The following is a 14,995-nucleotide window of genomic DNA, read 5'->3' as shown; positions in this document are numbered from 1 at the left end:
CTGACAGCGTCGGCGCCCTCGCGCCGCAGCGCTGTCATCAGCTTGCGGAAGTCGCGCGGGCTCAGCCCGGTGAACGGGGCTATCCAGGACGGCTCCGACGCCGTGATCACACCAGCCACGGACAAGATCATCTCACCTGTGGCCAGCAGTTACGGGACAACCCCTACCCGTACGAGATTCTCGACAGCGAGGCGGCCAAGTGGGTCGCCGGCACCGCCTACCACTGCTACTCGGGCGACCCGAGGGCCCAGAGCGCCCTGCACGACGCCCACCCCGGCAAGGGCATCTGGTTCACCGAGTGCTCCGGCTCCCACGGCCCCGCCGACACCCCCGAGCAGGTCTTCCGCGGCACGCTCACGTGGCACGCCCGCACCAGCACCGTCGGCACCACCCGCAACTGGGCCAAGTCCGTGGCCGACTGGAACATCGCCCTCGACACCGCCGGCGGCCCCCACAACGGCGGCTGCGACACCTGCACCGGCCTGCTCACGATCGGTGCGGACGGCACCGTCACCACTGACGCCGAGTACTACACCATCGGCCACCTCTCGAAGTTCGTGAAGCCCGGCGCGGTGCGCATCGCCAGCACCAGCTTCGGCACCACCGGCTGGAACGGCCAGATCACCGACGTCGCCTTCCGCAACCCCGACGGGTCCACCGCCCTCGTCGTCCACAACGAGAACGACGCACCTCGCACCTTCGCCGTCGCCGTCGGCGACCGCACCTTCGAGTACACCCTTCCCGGTGGCGCGCTGGCTACCTTCACCTGGCCCAGGTCCGGTGCCCTGCCATCCCCGAAGCGCGAGATCCAGCTCATCGGCGCGACGGCGACCGCGCAGCCCGCCACCGACGGCACCGCCGCGCTGGCCGTCGATGGCGCCGCCTCCACCCGGTGGTCCAGCGGCGCGGCGCAGGAACCCGGCCAGTACCTCCAGATCGACCTCGGCCGCAGCACCCGGTTCGACGAGGTAGCCCTCGACAGTGGCGACAACCTCGGCGACTACGCCCGCGGTTGGACTCTCTCCGCCAGCGACGACGGCACCACCTGGCACGACCTGCGGACCGGCACCGGCACCGGACAACTCACCACCGTGAACGTCCCTGGCACCCGCGCCCGCCACCTGCGCGTGAGCAGCACCGGCACTGCCGGCGCCTGGTGGAGCCTCGCCGACATCCGGCTCTACCGCTCCCAGTGAGCCACCGCCCGTCCGACCTCAGCCCACCGCAGCAACACGCCCCGAAGCGGAAATCCTGCGGCGCCCCCTACCCGCTGCGGATCGTCCGGGTGACGAGGAGGAGAGGCCCGGGGATGGTCGGTGCCGCCGAGACTGCGTCAGCGCAGTTCACGGCCGGCCTGGCGGAGCGGCCATGCAGCTCACCTGAGCCCGCTTCGGCCCCGACAGCGACTGCTGCTTCGCGAGCCTGACCGCCGGCGCCGTGGCTCTCCTGACCTGTGGGTGCCGAGGGTGGTCGCGGTGGCCGGGTGGCGGCCGGTCTCCTCCGGGGTCTCGCGCAGGGCTGTGGTGAGGGGCCGCGCAAATTCGGCTATTCCGGGGACGCCAAGGGAGCAATCGGACTGACTTGCTAAGAGTGAATCGTGCGAATCATCCGGCGTCCAAGTTCCATGCGCTGGAAAAATCTCCCTGAGATCGGATTTCGATTCCGCGGAGCGGAGTCGACTACGGCTCACGCACAAGCCGCGCCTCGTGCACAGACGAACCTGCTCCGCATCTCGGTTCGAGGCCGATCGTCCGGGAGAAAGCATGACAACGCAGCCAACGGCCGAACGCATTCCTACGCCCGCCCGAGGCCCCCTGCCCCAGGGGGCTGCCAGCGCTCGCCGGACGCCGAACCACGTCGCGTGCGTCATGGACGGCAACGGCCGTTGGGCGCAGTCGCGGTCGCTGCCCCGGACGTCCGGGCACAGTGCGGCGGAGGCGGCGGTGATCGATGTCATCGAGGCGGCGCGGAACTCCGGTGTGCGATGGCTGAGTCTGTACGCGTTCTCCACGGAGAACTGGGACCGGCCGGGCACGGAGGTCGATTTCCTGATGCGGCTGGTGCGGCGGGTGGTCCGCAAGCACGCCCTCCTGCTGCACGCCCGAGGCGTCCGCTGCCGGTTCCTCGGGGCAAGTGATCCGCGTATTCCGCCCGCCCTGGCGCAGGACATCGAGGACCTCATGACGCTCACCGCCGACAACCGGCGGATGACGCTCACGGTGGCCTTCGGCCACGGCGGCCGACGCGACATCGTCGAAGCCGCCCGCTCACTGCTGCGCAGCGGGGCGACGGCCGACTCCGTCACCGAGCAGAGCTTCGCGGGCCACCTCCCCTACCCGGACACCCCCGATGTGGACCTGGTGATCCGCACCTCGGGGGAGCAGCGGATCTCGAACTTCATGCTCTGGCAGGTCGCGTACGCCGAGTGGATCTTCCCGGCCGTGCTGTGGCCCGACTTCCGGGCCTCCCACTTCCTGCAGTGCCTGCACACCTACCAGCAGCGCGACCGCCGCTTCGGCGGGGTGCTGACCCCCGACACCGGAGGCCCCAGCTCGTGACCACCACCGACGCACCCGCCACCGAAGACACCTCCCCAGACGGTGCCGATCCCACGGCACAGGCGCAGGCCCCGTCCCGGCTGCACGGCTTCTTCCGCGATCCACGCTGGGCGCTGGCCATGGTCCGCGCGACGGTCCTGGAGGCCGCGCACCCGGCGATCGGGGCGGCCCTGGTAGAGAACTCCACCTTCGTCGCGCACCCCTGGCGCCGGCTGCGCAACACCTACCAGAGCACCCAGCGCATGATCGGGACCGATCCGGCGGTCCGCGAGTGGGAGGCGGCCCGCCTCAACCGCATGCACGCCCGGCTCCAGGGCACCGACGCGAAGAACCGCCCCTACAACGCGATGGACCCCGGCGCCCGGGCGTGGGTGGTGGCCACCCTGTTCGAGAGCTCGGTGACGATGTTCCGGCTGAGCGGCCAGCCGCTGGACCAGGACTTCGTGGAGGAGCTGTACGAGGAGTTCCGCGCCATGCTGGCCGCCATGGGCGACGACCCCGGCCTCCTGCCGGACACCGTCCCCGAGTTCTGGCAGTACTTCGACAAGGTGGTCGCCACGGAGCTGGAGAACACCGAGGCGATGCGCGTCATCCTGTACCGGCTCTTCGAACACCTCCCCGCTCCCCCGCTGCTCAGCTCGCTCCCGACGATGTGGGTGGCCGCCCGCACCGTCGCCGCGCCGCTCGTGGGGATGGTCGCCGTCGCCTCCCTGCCCGAGCCGTTCCGCCGCCGTGCGGGCCTGCCCGAGATCCCGGGCGCGCAGACCGTGATGCAGGGCGCCTACCTGTCGGTCGGCCTGGTCCGGTACCTGCCGTCGAGCTGGACCGACCCGGACAACATCATCGAGTTTCTCTCGGCGGCGCCCGGCAGTGACCAGCCGGCGGCCAGGACCCTGGCCGCCGTGCAGTCCCAGATCGAGCGCGCCGGAGCGCTCCTTCGACTGCTCAGCCCGCTGCACGACCAGGACGAGCGCGAGGCGCCCTCCGCGACGACGGTGTCCCCCGCCGCGGCCGCGCAGCGCAAGGAGGCCGAGGACTTCTTCCGGCAGGTCCTCGACCAGACGGGCAACGGATCGCTGGACTGGCCCGACCTCGCGGCCATGGCCCGGGAGCTCTCCAGCCGCCTCAACCTGGACGAGCCTCAGGAGACCCGGCTCTACCAGGCGTTCGCCGACTGGTGGCACGAACTCCAGGCCGCCCTCGACACCGACGGCGACGGCAGCATCAGCGCCCAGGAGTACGCCGCCGGCGCACCCGCCATGGCCGGGCCCGCCCTGATCCGCGTCGCGGAAGTGCTCTTCGAGGCGACCGACCGCGACGGCAACGGGCAGATCGACCCGGACGAGTACCGGGTGCTCTTCCGCACCACGTTCCACCGCGACACCGCCGACGGAAACGCCACGGCCGTCACCCGCAGCGCCTTCGTGAAGGAGTTCGTCGCCTTCATGGCGGGCCGCAAGCGCACCACACCGTTCGACCCGCTGCTCGCCGAGGCGTAGCGCACGGGGCCGATGGCTGCCGCCTGTTCGATCGCCCCCCGTCGCGGGGTGCGCGCTCATCGCCATTCCCGTCCGGCCCGCAGACCCATAGTGGGCGCGCGGGCCGGACGGTGGTGGGGCGGCAGGATGGGGATGCGCCGACGGGTCGGCCTTCCACCGCGCGACATGCTCCACGTGGCACCCACCACCCGGCACACCACCACCTGACCACCCCTCACCACAGCTCCCTCCCCCGTTCCGCGCGAACCGAACGGGCGCACCCCAGAGGCGGCCGACTCCATGTCGTCGAATGGCTCGCGCCGCGCGTCCAGTGACGATGATCAGGAAGTCCGCGACGCCCTCACGGGCGATGACGAGGTCGCCGTTCTCGCGCGCGCATTCGAGCGCCAGCGCGTAGTCGGCCCGGGTGGCGATTGAAGCAACGTTCGAGGACGTTGCGTTGCTTGTGGTGCCGCTTGTCGGAGGCGGGTGGGCGGCCACCCCGATTGCCTCGCCCGTGCCCGTTGGCGACCTGGTCGGCGCGTTCGAGAATGGTGTGGCCGACCGGTCGGGCCACGACACCGAGCGCTCCGCGGTGAGGTGCCCCGTTCGGCCCGGGCGGCCGCTCGTCAGGCCGGGAGCACGAAGACCGGGCCCGGGGTCGCGAACGGGGCGCCGGCCGGGGTGAGGGTGCCGAAGGCCGCGTCGCGGTGGAACACTGTGACGCTGTCGGAGTTCTGGTTCGCCGCGAAGAGCAGGGCGCCGCTCGGGTCGAGGCTGATGTGCCGCGGGCCCGCGCCGCCGGTGGGGACCGTGTCGAGGAGGGTCAGTGTCCCGCCCGAGCCGCCGACCGCGAAGCGGGAGATGCTGTCGTGGCCCCGGTTGGAGACGTAGACGTACGCACCGTCGGGAGAGACCAGCACCTCGGCCGGGAGGTTGGGCCCGGCCGGCGGGGGGCCACCGGCCGGGACCGTGGGCTGGGGCACGCCCGGGGTGAGCCGACCGGTCGGCGGGTCGTACCCGCAGACGATCACCGAGCTGCTCAACTCGGCTGCCACGTAGGCGAATCGGCCGGACGGGTGGAAGGCGAGGTGACGCGGCCCCGCGCCCGCCTGGACGCGGGCCCGGGAGACGGCCGTCAGCTTCCCGGTTCCGGTGTCGAGCAGCGAGGTGTGGATCAGGTCGGTGCCGAGGTCGACGGAGAGCACAAAACGGCCCTGCGGATCGGTCAGCACCTGGTGCGGACGGGAGCCGTCCTTTTGGCCCGGGTCCGGGCCGGGGTAGGTGACGAGGTCCGTCGGCCGGCCCAGCCGGCCGTCGGGCGCGATCGGGTGGACGGCGACGCTGCCCGATACGAAGCAGGCGCTCAGCAGGTACCGGCCGCCGGGATGCACCGACAGATGGCACGGCCCCGCCCCCTCGACGCTCTGACTGTTCAGCACCTCGGGCCTGCCACCGCGCAGCGAGACCGCGGTCACGTCACCGCTCGCCTGCTCGTTCACCGCGTACAGGCGATCGCCCGCAGGCGCCAGGAACGACGGGTTCGCCACCCCGGGGACGGTGCCCACCCGGGTCACCGCGCCGCTGCCCGGGTCGTACGCCGCCAGTGCGAGGCCCCGCCACGCGCCGGTGCCGTATCGTCCGTCCCGGGGTCATACCGCGCGCCTGGTCGGCCGGCGCGCTCGGCGGCCGACCAGACCGACTGTCCGTCAGTTCGGCTCCCCTCGCCACCAGGCGCGCCGACGGACCTGCCCGGCTGCGTGCCGGCGCTCCCCGGCGCCGTCTCGGATCAGGACGCGTCCGGACCCGGGAGCGGCCATGACCAGGCCACGTCGACGGCGTCCCGGTCCCTGACGACCCGTCGGTACCGTGACGCTTCGCGCTTCGTTCCCGAGTTGACCGGGCGGTACAGGACCCAGTCCACCGGGACGATGTGCAGGGCGAGGGTCTCCATCGCGCGTCCGCGGTCGATCGAGTGGGCGAGGACCACGCCGAAACGCTGGATGACCCACAGGCCGATCCAGACCGGACCGGCGACGACGGCCCCCGCCTCGACGAGCTTCCGGCCGTACCCGTCCTCGGTGCCGATATCCAGCTCCCCGTGGACGTCGTCGCCCCCGTAGAAGTGCACGCAGCTGCGCTGCAGGCTGTACCGCATGGCCGACAGGTCCTTGGACACCTGCTCGGCGCCGACCTGGGCCGGGGCCACCGCGAGCGGGAAGATCGCGTAGCGGCCCCGGTCGATCACCGGGAAGCCGAGCTCCTGCCAAGGCGGGGTCCGGTCGGAGTGCCTCCGGCCGAGCGAGCGCTCCAGCGCCTGCAGGACGGCCAGGCCGTCCGAGATCCGGCCGTCCTCCGGCCCGGCGGCGGCACCTGGAAGCTCGGTCATGGAGTGCAGCCTGCCAGATCCCTGTGACACGGCCGGCTACGGGTCGTCCCCGCACCCGGCGGAAGGGTCCGGCAGCGGACGGCCGTCCGGTGCGCCCGCGGTTCCGGCCCCCCGGCCTCCCACGCTCCGGCCGATGACGACGACCCCCGCCGACCACGCGCGGCACAACCCGCAGCGATCCGGCCAGGCGGCCGGCAGGATCTTCACGGATTCTTCACACTTTTGAGGGAGTGTGATCCGGACTGGGGGCAAGCGGGCACGTACCCGGCAGAGCGAAGGGACCGACATGGCCGTGACCAGCCACGAACTTCTCGTGGACACGTGCGCGCGCCTCACCCCGGAGGTGGTGGCGCCGCGCCGGTCGTGCGAGGTGGCGCCGCGCCGGTCGTGCGAGGTGGCGCCTGAGCTGGACGGGCTCGGGGAGTTGCACGAGGTCGCTCCGAGTGACGCGCGGGACCTGACACGGGTGCTGCTGGTGCGGCTCGCGTCGCTGGAGGAGGGCACGCGGGAGTACTCCTACGTCCGCGCGTCGCTGGTGGAGCTCAACATCTCGCTGGTGCGGTTCGCCATACGCCGCTTCGGGTCGCACCGCGAGAGCGTGGAGGACCTGGTGCAGGTCGGATCGGTGGGACTGATCAAGGCGATCGACCGGTTCGACCCCGAGCGCGGGGTCGAGTTCACGACCTTCGCCCTGCCCACCATCCTCGGCGAGATCCGCCGCCACTTCCGCGACACCACCTGGGCCGTCCACGTCCCCCGCCGCCTGCAGGAACTGCGCCTCACCCTCGTCAAGGCCCAGGAGACCCTCTCGCAGAAGCTGGACCGCGTCCCGACGGTGGCCGAACTCGCCGACCACATCGGGGTGTCGCAGGAGGACGTCGTCGAGGGACTGAACGCCGCCAACGCCCACAGCGCCGACTCCCTGGACCTGCCGGCCGGTGACGACGGCGCCGAGGGCCCGGGCGCACTCGGCGCCCGCCTCGGCGCGATCGACCCGCGGCTCGGCCGCGTCGAGGACCTGGTCTCGCTGCAGCCGCTGATCGCGGCCCTCCCCGAGCGCGACCGCCTCATCCTGTCGATGCGCTTCACCCAGGAGCTGACGCAGTCCCAGATCGGCGAGCACCTCGGACTCTCCCAGATGCACGTCTCCCGTCTCCTGAACCGCATCCTCACCCAGCTGCGCAGGGGCCTGGAAGCAGCCTGACACCCGCCCCGGGCCCGGGCCCGAAGGCGTGCGGACCGACACGAGCAAGTTCCAGGAGGCGATGAGAATGCGGGCGTACGACGACACGGCGGAACCCGGGCAGGCGGGCCCGGACGCCGCAGAGGACGAGTTGCGGGTCGAGGTCCGCCCCGGAGGTGACTGCGTTCTGGTCACCGTCGCGGGCGAACTGGACATCGAGACCCTCGCTCCCGCACGGGAGGCGTTCACGCGCGCGCTGCGTGAGCACCCGGTGACCGTGGCCGACCTCGCGGGGGTGACGTTCTGCGACTCCTCCGGACTCGGCATGCTCCTCCAGGCCCGCGCCAACGCCCTCGCCGTCGGCGGCAGGCTGCGCCTGGCCGCGATGTCGCCGTCGGTCAGGCGGTTGCTGGAGCTCACCGGGGCAGCGGCCGCGTTCGGTGCGGACGCCACCGCGGCTGCCGTGGCCGAGGCCCGTTGAGCAGCCCGGCGGCCGTGTCCGGCATCGGTCCGGACACAACAGGGCGCCCGCCCCGCATCAGCAGCGTCACAGCGGGAAGGCGCAGAGTCTGTGACGACCCTCGTCAGGAAGGACTGACTGCATGAGTGCCCTCCGGGAGACCCTGAACGGCCGGCCCCCCGGGCTCCCGCCGACCCTGCCGTCGACCGGGCAGCGCCGCCGTCTGGTCCTGACCGACCGGCGAAGGCCCGTCGCCGCCTCGCGTGCCTTCGCCCGCGTCGCCCTCGACGACCGGTCGTGCCCCGGAACGGGCGACGTCGAACTGGTGGTCACCGAACTCGTCGCCAACGCCATGCTGCATGCCGACGGCCCGCTCGACCTCGTCCTCGACATCACCGCCGAGCGGTTTCGGATCGAGGTCAACGACTCCTCGCCCGTCCTGCCCGCAGCCCGCGAGCCGCACGTCCCGACCCGGCCCGGCGGCCACGGCCTCGTCATCGTCGGCCTGGCCTCCGACCGCTGGGGCACCGCACCTCGGCCCTGGGGAAAGACGGTCTGGGCCGAGATCGACATCCGCCGGTCCGCCGAGTCCTGACCCGGTCGGCTGCGCCGGGCGCGGATCCGCGCAGCTTCCGCCGGCCGGACGGCGAGGAGAGAAACGCCACGTGAGCGGGGAGCCGCAGTCCTACGCAGTAGCCGTCGAGTGCTACGACCTGCTGCAGGCCGAGCCCGACCGGCGCCGGGCCGGCCCGGCGGACGACCCCGCCGACCGCGAGCACATCGGCACCCTCGGCCCGGTCCGCGTGGGGCCCCGACCACCACCTCACACACCTCACCCAGGCACCCGAACGCGGCATCGTCCGGCCCCGGCATCCGACCTCACGGCAGCCCGCCGCCCGGGCCGACCGTGACCGGCTCGGCGCACCGGTACCTCGGGCTCGGACCGGTCGGGCGTACGGTGGACCAGACCAATCGCACGGGGAAACCCAGAGGAGCCGCCCGATCGCAGGTACCGAGTACGAGCCTGATCTGACCTTCGCCGTCACCGCCCACGACAGTCCCACCGGCCCCGTGCTGGAGTGCTCCGGGGAACTCGACCTCGACGTGGCACCCCTCCTCCGCACCGCCTTGGGCGAGGCCTTCGCCACCCGGCCGGCTCACCTGGTGCTGGACCTGAACGGCGTCACCTTCATGGACTCCACCGGACTCGACGTCCTCATCCGCGCCCACCTCGAAGCCGCCCGCACGGGCACCGCCCTGCGCCTGGCACGGCCCTCGCAATCCGTCACCCGGATCCTGAAGCTCACCGGCACCGACCAGGTCCTGCTCACCGACCTCGACCTGTCCGCAGCGCGCCCCGCAGGCTGACCCCCCCGGAGAGCACGAACCGGCGGGCCGGCTGGGGTCGGCCGCTCCGGTCGTGCACGCGACGAGCGGCGTCGCGCGGAGAACGACGGCGAGCGGGTCAGGAAGTACTCCGATGACGGTGCAACAGGAGCGCGACGTCGTCCTCGAAACCGCCGGGCGGGGCCAGCTGCTCCATGAGACGGGAGGCGAGCAGGCCGAGGGGCAGCCCGACGTTCTCCGCGAGGACCTCGGCGGCCCGTCCGATCCCCTCGGGCAACGTGGACCGGCGCCGTTCGACCAGGCCGTCGGTGGCGAGCAGCAGGACGGATCCGGGCCGGAGCAGCGTGACGGCCTCCGGTCGGGGTTCGTCGGGGTCCACGGCGAGGGGCAGCGACCGGCCGCCGTCGAGCAGGGAGGTCCGGCCGTCCTCCGTGGCGACGATGGCGGGTGGGTGGGCGGCGTTGGAGAACCGCAGCTCACCGGTTGCCGGGTCGAGGACGGCGCAGAAGACGGTGGTGCACAGAGCACCGGGGATGCCGGCGGCGAACTCGTCGAGAGCGGTGAGCGTACGGGCCGGGCTGCGGTCCTGGAGCAGCAGGGCGCGGCAGGCGCTGCGCAGCTGGCCCATGACGGTGGCGGCCGCGAGGCCGCGGCCGACGCAGTCGCCGACGACGATGCCGATCCGGCCGTCGCGCAGCGGGACGGTGTCGTACCAGTCGCCGCCCACCTCCAGCGGACGGGTCGCGGGTTCGTAGCGGACCGCGAAGTCCGCCGGGAGCTCGTCGGGGCCGAGGATCGCGCGTTGCAGGGCGAGCGCGGTCTCGCGCTGCTGGTCGATGCGGTGGACGCGGGCGAGCCCGTGGGCGAGGCGTCCGGCGAGGAGGGCGAGGAGCAGGCCGTCCTCGTGGGTGAAGGGACGGTGCGGGCCGAGGTCCACCTGGAGGGCGAGCGGCCCACGGGGGTGTTCGAGCACGATCGCCACTCCGCCCGGCAACGCCGTCGGAGTGAGCACGGGCCCGTCGCCCGTCGCCGTGAGCCCGGGGTCCACCGGGGCCGGCTCCCGCTCCGACAGGACGGGAGCGGCGGCGAGCGGCATCGGCGCCTCCCCGCCCCGCCGGAGGGGCAGCAGGACGGCGAGCACCCGCTCCGCGTCCCACAGCGTGCGCAGGTGCGCCACTGCTTCTTGGAGTGCCCCGGTCGCGCCGACCGCGTCGGCGAGGATCTCGCCGAGGGCCGCGACGGCGCCCTCGCGCCGAACCGCGTGGTACTCGGTGGTGACGTCGCGGAAGGTCCCGACCACGACGGTGCTCCCGGTGTCGGGATCCTGCACCCGGGTGCACGCCGCGTGCACCCACAGCGGCTGTCCGTCGGCGTGGCGTACGAGCAGCGTGGTCCGGCCGTCGTCCTCGGAGAGGAGGCGGGCGAACTCCTGCGCCGTCTGCCGGTGCGCCTGCGGGTCGGTGCCGGCGTCGGGCCACCAGGGATGGGGCGTGGGGCAGGGGACGTGTGCGGGGCGGTGGCCGAGCAGGGCGGTGAAGGAGGGATTGGTCTCCAGGAGGGTGCCGTCCCCGGCACAGACGAAGAAGGCGTCCTGGAGGGAGTCCACCAGGGCGGTCCGCCACCGTGCGTGCCGGCTGCGGACGCGGGCCAGGTCGACGATCGAGCGGACGTGGGCGAGGAGTTCCGCGGTGGCGAAGGGCTTGACCAGGTAGTCGTCCGCGCCTGCCGTCAGCCCTTCGACGGCGGCCTCCTGCCCGGCGCGCGCCGACAGCAGCAGGATGGGCACGCCGGCGGTGCGGGGGTCGGCCCTCAGGGCCTGGGTGAGGTGGAGGCCGTCCAGGCCGGGCATCATCACGTCGCTGACCACCAGGTCGGGGACCTGGGCCCGGGCTTCGGCGAGGGCGCGGCGGCCGTCGGGGACGGCGGTGACGCGGTGGCCGGCCGCGCGGAGGATGCGGACGAGGTAGCGGCGCATGTCCGCGTTGTCGTCGGCGACCAGCAGATGGGCTCCGGCTGGTTCGGTCCCGCCGGCCCCGCCCGGTGCGGGGTCGGATTCCTGGTCGTCGGGCTCTTCGGAGTCGGTGAGCCAGCCCAGCGCCTCCTGCAGGTGGGGCTGCGCCGTGGCCGAGGCCGGGACCGGGCGGACGGCCTCCGCCGCCCGGTCCCCGTGTGGAGCGGCAGGGTCACGGTGAAGCTGCTGCCCCGGTCCTCGGCCGATGCTGCGGTGAGGGTGCCGCTGTGCAGTTCGACCAGTTCCTTCGCCAGCGCCAGGCCGATGCCGCTGCCCTCGTGGGAGCGTGCCCGGGCGTTGTCCACCCGGTGGAATCGTTCGAACAGGTGCGGGAGCTGGGCGGAGGGGACACCGGTGCCGGTGTCCTGGACCGTCACCTCGGCGTGGCCGTCCACCTCACGCACCCGGACCCGCACCGCACCCTCGGGTGTGAACTTGAGCGCGTTGCTCAGGAGGTTGAAGACCACCTGCTCCCACAGCGCGGTGTCGAGCGCGACGGGTGCCGACAGCGGAGGGCAGTCGACGTCGAACTCGAGACCTGCCGCCTCCACCGCGGAGCGGAACACGGACGCCAGGTCGGCGGTGACCGCCGACAGGTCGACCGGTACCGGGGCCGCGCGCAACCGTCCGGCCTCGATGCGGGAGAAGTCGAGCAGCGCGTTGACGAGCCGGCCCAGCCGCAGACTGTTCCGGTGGACCGCTTCCAGGTCCGCCCGCACGTCCTCGTCGGCGTCGGTCAGGCGTCGGCGCAGCTCTCCCAGCGGGCCGGTCATCAGGGTGAGCGGGGTGCGGAACTCGTGGCTGACGTTGGCGAAGAACGCGGTTTTCGCCCGGTCGAGTTCGGCGAGCTGCTCGGCCCGCAGCCGCTGTGCCTCGTGGTCGCGGGCGCTGGTGACTCCGGCGGCGAGGTGTCCGGCGACCAGGCCGAGGAACGCCCGGTAGTCGCCGTCGAGCGGGCGGAAGCGGTTCAGCGCCACCACCAGGAAACCGCTCGGGTCCTCCCCCGCCCGCATCAGCGGGACCACCAGCGCCCTGATCGGCGCCTGGCTCCACACCCCCGAGGGCAGGTCCTCGAAGTGCGGCGCGCCGTCCAGGTCCACCATCCGGGTGCGTCCTCGGCGGACCGCGGCGACCGGCCAGGGCTGGGTGGCGTCCTCCGTCAGGTGCGCCGCAGCCGCAGGGTGGGCGGTGTCGATGCCGGACGAGGCCGCCAGGCGGGCTGATCCGTCCTCCCGGAACAGGTACGTGAGGGTGAAGGGCATCGAGTAGGGGTTGCGGGCGAGCTGCTGCGCGGCGAAGGCCAGGAACTCGTCCTCGGTGCGCACCGCTGCCGGGTCCGAGCCCAGGTCCCGCAGGGTCGCCATCCGCCGCTCGGCGAGCACGCGCTGGGTCTCCTCGTTGACCACGCACAGCACGCCGACCACCGCACCTGCCTCGTCGCGCAACGGGCTGTAGGAGAAGGTGTGGTAGCTCTCCTCCGGGTATCCGGAGCGTTCGAGGAACAGCAGCAGGTCCTCGTCCCACGTCGCCACGCCCTCGTGCAGGACGCTCTCGATGCGGAGGCGGACGTCGTCCCAGACCTCGGGCCACACCTGCTGGAAGGGACGGCCGAGCGCCCAGGGGTACTTCCGGCCCAGGGTGTCGCGCCGGTAGGCGTCGTTGCAGAAGAACGTCAGCTCGGGGCCCCAGGCCATCCACATCGCGAACCGCGACGAGAGCAGGATCTGAACGGCCGTGCGCAGGCTCTGCGGCCAGTGCTCGGGCTCTCCCAGGGGCGTCGAAGCCCAGTCGACCCGGGCCAGGTCGGCGCCGACCCGCGGATCGCCGCCGAACACACCGCCCGACGGGGACGCGACCGCTCCTGACACCGGAGTTCCTCCTCCATCGACGCGGACCCACCGGACCGTCCGCGGCCTGGACCATTGTGCCGGGGCCACGGCCCGTCCGCACCGCCCCCGATCCGCCACCCTACGGGGCCGGGCCCGCCTCCTGACCGTCCGTGGGGAGTTCTATAGCATCGGTGGGGTGACGGACGACGAAAACCCCGGACCGAACCGCCTCGCCACCGGCACGTCGGTGCTCACCCTGAGCGGCGAGCTCGACTACGACCGTGGGGACGAGGTGTCCGCACAGGTGGACTCCGCGTTCGCCGCCCGGCCTCCGGTGCTCGTGGTCGACCTCTCGCGCGTCACCTTCGCGGACTCCTTCGCCCTGCGCCTCCTGATCATCGCCCACCGGCGGATGCGGACCGGCGGTGGCCTGCTCGTCCTGGCGGGGCCACTGACCGAAGCGGTCAGCAGGCTGCTCGAGGCGACCGCGACGGACCGGTACTTCACCCTCGCACCCGATCTGCCTGAGGCCGAACGGATGGCCGCCGCGTTCCGCAGTCCACCCGCCACGGACACCGGCCCGGCGTGAGCGCTCCCCCTCGGCATCAAGTACCACCCATCGGGTAGACGGGCCCCGCCGCGTCCGCACAGCGTCCTTTCTCTGCCCGCTCCACGCACAAGACTCTGATACGAGGCCGCACCTTGTCCCACCCCGACGAATCGGTCTCGCCCCGCGGGGCCGAGGCGGACAGCAGCCACACCCCGCCCCGGCGGGTCGTCACCGCGGGCGACGCCCGCGCTGCCCTCACCGAACTCGTCCGGACGCTGGACTGCGACACCGACCGTCTCCTAGCCGACGCCCACCTCGCCGCCACCGAACTCGTCGCCAACGCCCACCGCCACGCGGGCGGGCTCACCGGCTTCCGCGCCCACATCGACCACCGGCACCGCCGGCTCGTCGTCGATGTCGAGGACGCCGACGACCGCCACCCCGTCGGCGGCCGGCTCGACCAGCGGGATCCCGAGACGCCGGGAGGCCGCGGTTGGGCCCTCGTGCAGATCCTCGCGTCCACCTCCGCCATCGAGGCACTGCCCGGCGGCGGCAAGCGGATCCGCACCACCTACACCTACTGAGCGTGCTCGCCCCCGGCTCAGGTCCAGGGGAGGATCGGCGCGTTTCCCAGGCCACGGGGCTTCGCCCTGATGGATGGCCACGCTGACGCCGGGTCCGCTCGTCCTCGCAGAGGCCGCTCCACACCCGAACGGCTCGCGCACCTGTACTGCGTGCCACGGCTCCCGGACGCGCCGGCGCTGCGGGCGATGGAGCCGACCTGCCAGAACATCGGGACCACTGGCCGCTCGCCTGCCCGACCGGGCGCCACCTGCACCGGGGGAATCTTCTCGGCCGATGCGGGCAGACGACTGGACGCCCAAGCTCCGAACCGACCTGGAGGCCGGACATGAGTGCCAGTGACAAGATCAGCAACGCCGCCGAGAAGGCCAAGGGCAAGGCCAAGGAGGCCGTGGGCAAGCTGACGGACAACGAACGCCTGGAAGCCGAGGGCAAGGCCGACCAGGTCAAGGGCGACGTCAAGCAGGCCGGTGAACACGTCAAGGACACCTTCAAGCACTGACCGCACTCGCGGCGGGCGGGGTCGGAGGTCCCGGATGCGGTGGGGGGCATCGTCGAGCGGATCCTGTACGTCGGCAGCGGCGGGTTCACCGCGGTGCGGCTCGGCC

14 protein-coding genes and 1 pseudogene are annotated in these 14,995 nt (G+C 72.8%); 10 read left to right on the top strand and 5 right to left on the bottom strand.

Annotation, left to right across the window (positions count from 1 at the left end):
- Window positions 1-119: pseudogene (locus tag ACIRPK_RS36070) on the bottom strand (IS5/IS1182 family transposase); the annotation flags it as partial.
- A gap of 57 nt (window positions 120-176) precedes the next feature.
- On the opposite strand from ACIRPK_RS36070, the gene ACIRPK_RS36065 reads away from it, so the two are divergent.
- The 3 genes from ACIRPK_RS36065 to ACIRPK_RS36055 all read left to right on the top strand — a co-directional run bounded on the left by ACIRPK_RS36065 (window position 177) and on the right by ACIRPK_RS36055 (window position 4,057).
- Complete coding sequence (locus ACIRPK_RS36065; RefSeq protein WP_403046971.1) at window positions 177-1,196, top strand: discoidin domain-containing protein; 1,020 nt, start codon at window positions 177-179, stop codon at window positions 1,194-1,196.
- A 567-nt stretch (window positions 1,197-1,763) separates the two neighbouring features.
- Window positions 1,764-2,558, top strand: a complete 795-nt coding sequence (uppS, locus tag ACIRPK_RS36060) for a polyprenyl diphosphate synthase (RefSeq protein WP_403046962.1) — start codon at window positions 1,764-1,766, stop codon at window positions 2,556-2,558.
- A complete protein-coding gene (locus tag ACIRPK_RS36055; RefSeq protein WP_403046960.1) occupies window positions 2,555-4,057 on the top strand; it encodes an oxygenase MpaB family protein in 1,503 nt (500 codons plus the stop codon). The genes uppS and ACIRPK_RS36055 overlap by 4 nt, the downstream gene beginning before the upstream one ends.
- Window positions 4,058-4,665: 608 nt before the next feature.
- Here the strand turns inward: ACIRPK_RS36055 and ACIRPK_RS36050 are convergent.
- Together ACIRPK_RS36050 and ACIRPK_RS36045 are read right to left on the bottom strand one after the other, a co-directional pair.
- Complete coding sequence (locus ACIRPK_RS36050; RefSeq protein WP_403046957.1) at window positions 4,666-5,613, bottom strand: lactonase family protein; 948 nt, start codon at window positions 5,611-5,613, stop codon at window positions 4,666-4,668.
- A gap of 212 nt (window positions 5,614-5,825) precedes the next feature.
- Window positions 5,826-6,425: a hypothetical protein gene (locus tag ACIRPK_RS36045; RefSeq protein ID WP_403046954.1), complete on the bottom strand. Its 600-nt coding sequence runs from the start codon at window positions 6,423-6,425 to the stop codon at window positions 5,826-5,828.
- A gap of 286 nt (window positions 6,426-6,711) precedes the next feature.
- Here ACIRPK_RS36045 and ACIRPK_RS36040 point away from each other — a divergent pair, with 286 nt between their 5' ends.
- The 4 genes from ACIRPK_RS36040 to ACIRPK_RS36025 all read left to right on the top strand — a co-directional run bounded on the left by ACIRPK_RS36040 (window position 6,712) and on the right by ACIRPK_RS36025 (window position 9,436).
- A complete protein-coding gene (locus ACIRPK_RS36040) occupies window positions 6,712-7,629 on the top strand; it encodes an RNA polymerase sigma factor SigF (RefSeq protein WP_403046951.1) in 918 nt (305 codons plus the stop codon).
- A 67-nt stretch (window positions 7,630-7,696) separates the two neighbouring features.
- Entirely contained in the window at window positions 7,697-8,089 is a 393-nt protein-coding gene (locus ACIRPK_RS36035; RefSeq protein WP_403046948.1) for an STAS domain-containing protein, read from the top strand.
- Window positions 8,090-8,210: 121 nt separating this feature from the next.
- Window positions 8,211-8,663, top strand: a complete 453-nt coding sequence (locus tag ACIRPK_RS36030) for an ATP-binding protein (protein ID WP_403046945.1) — start codon at window positions 8,211-8,213, stop codon at window positions 8,661-8,663.
- A 260-nt stretch (window positions 8,664-8,923) separates the two neighbouring features.
- Complete coding sequence (locus tag ACIRPK_RS36025; protein ID WP_403046968.1) at window positions 8,924-9,436, top strand: STAS domain-containing protein; 513 nt, start codon at window positions 8,924-8,926, stop codon at window positions 9,434-9,436.
- 97 nt (window positions 9,437-9,533) lie between these two features.
- On the opposite strand, the gene ACIRPK_RS36020 is transcribed toward ACIRPK_RS36025, so the two are convergent.
- Entirely contained in the window at window positions 9,534-11,369 is a 1,836-nt protein-coding gene (locus tag ACIRPK_RS36020) for a SpoIIE family protein phosphatase (protein WP_403046965.1), read from the bottom strand.
- The gene (locus ACIRPK_RS36015; protein WP_403046943.1) at window positions 11,267-13,294 is read right to left on the bottom strand and encodes an ATP-binding protein; all 2,028 of its coding nucleotides are present in this window, start codon (window positions 13,292-13,294) and stop codon (window positions 11,267-11,269) included. Before ACIRPK_RS36015 ends, ACIRPK_RS36020 begins: the two co-directional genes overlap by 103 nt.
- A 157-nt stretch (window positions 13,295-13,451) precedes the next feature.
- On the opposite strand from ACIRPK_RS36015, the gene ACIRPK_RS36010 reads away from it, so the two are divergent.
- From ACIRPK_RS36010 to ACIRPK_RS36000, 3 genes are all read left to right on the top strand, one after another.
- On the top strand, window positions 13,452-13,844 hold the full coding sequence (locus tag ACIRPK_RS36010; RefSeq protein ID WP_403046941.1) for an STAS domain-containing protein: 393 nt from the start codon (window positions 13,452-13,454) through the stop codon (window positions 13,842-13,844).
- A 113-nt stretch (window positions 13,845-13,957) separates the two neighbouring features.
- Window positions 13,958-14,389, top strand: coding sequence for an ATP-binding protein (locus ACIRPK_RS36005; protein WP_403046938.1), 432 nt, complete (start codon window positions 13,958-13,960; stop codon window positions 14,387-14,389).
- A 326-nt stretch (window positions 14,390-14,715) separates the two neighbouring features.
- Complete coding sequence (locus ACIRPK_RS36000; protein ID WP_403046935.1) at window positions 14,716-14,889, top strand: CsbD family protein; 174 nt, start codon at window positions 14,716-14,718, stop codon at window positions 14,887-14,889.
- Window positions 14,890-14,995 lie beyond the last annotated feature (106 nt).

It is taken from the genome of Kitasatospora sp. NPDC101801 (assembly GCF_044766665.1).
Lineage (GTDB): Bacteria > Actinomycetota > Actinomycetes > Streptomycetales > Streptomycetaceae > Kitasatospora.
The sequence above is the reverse complement of the archived record's forward strand: the minus strand, read 5'-3'. Positions and strand labels throughout refer to the sequence as shown.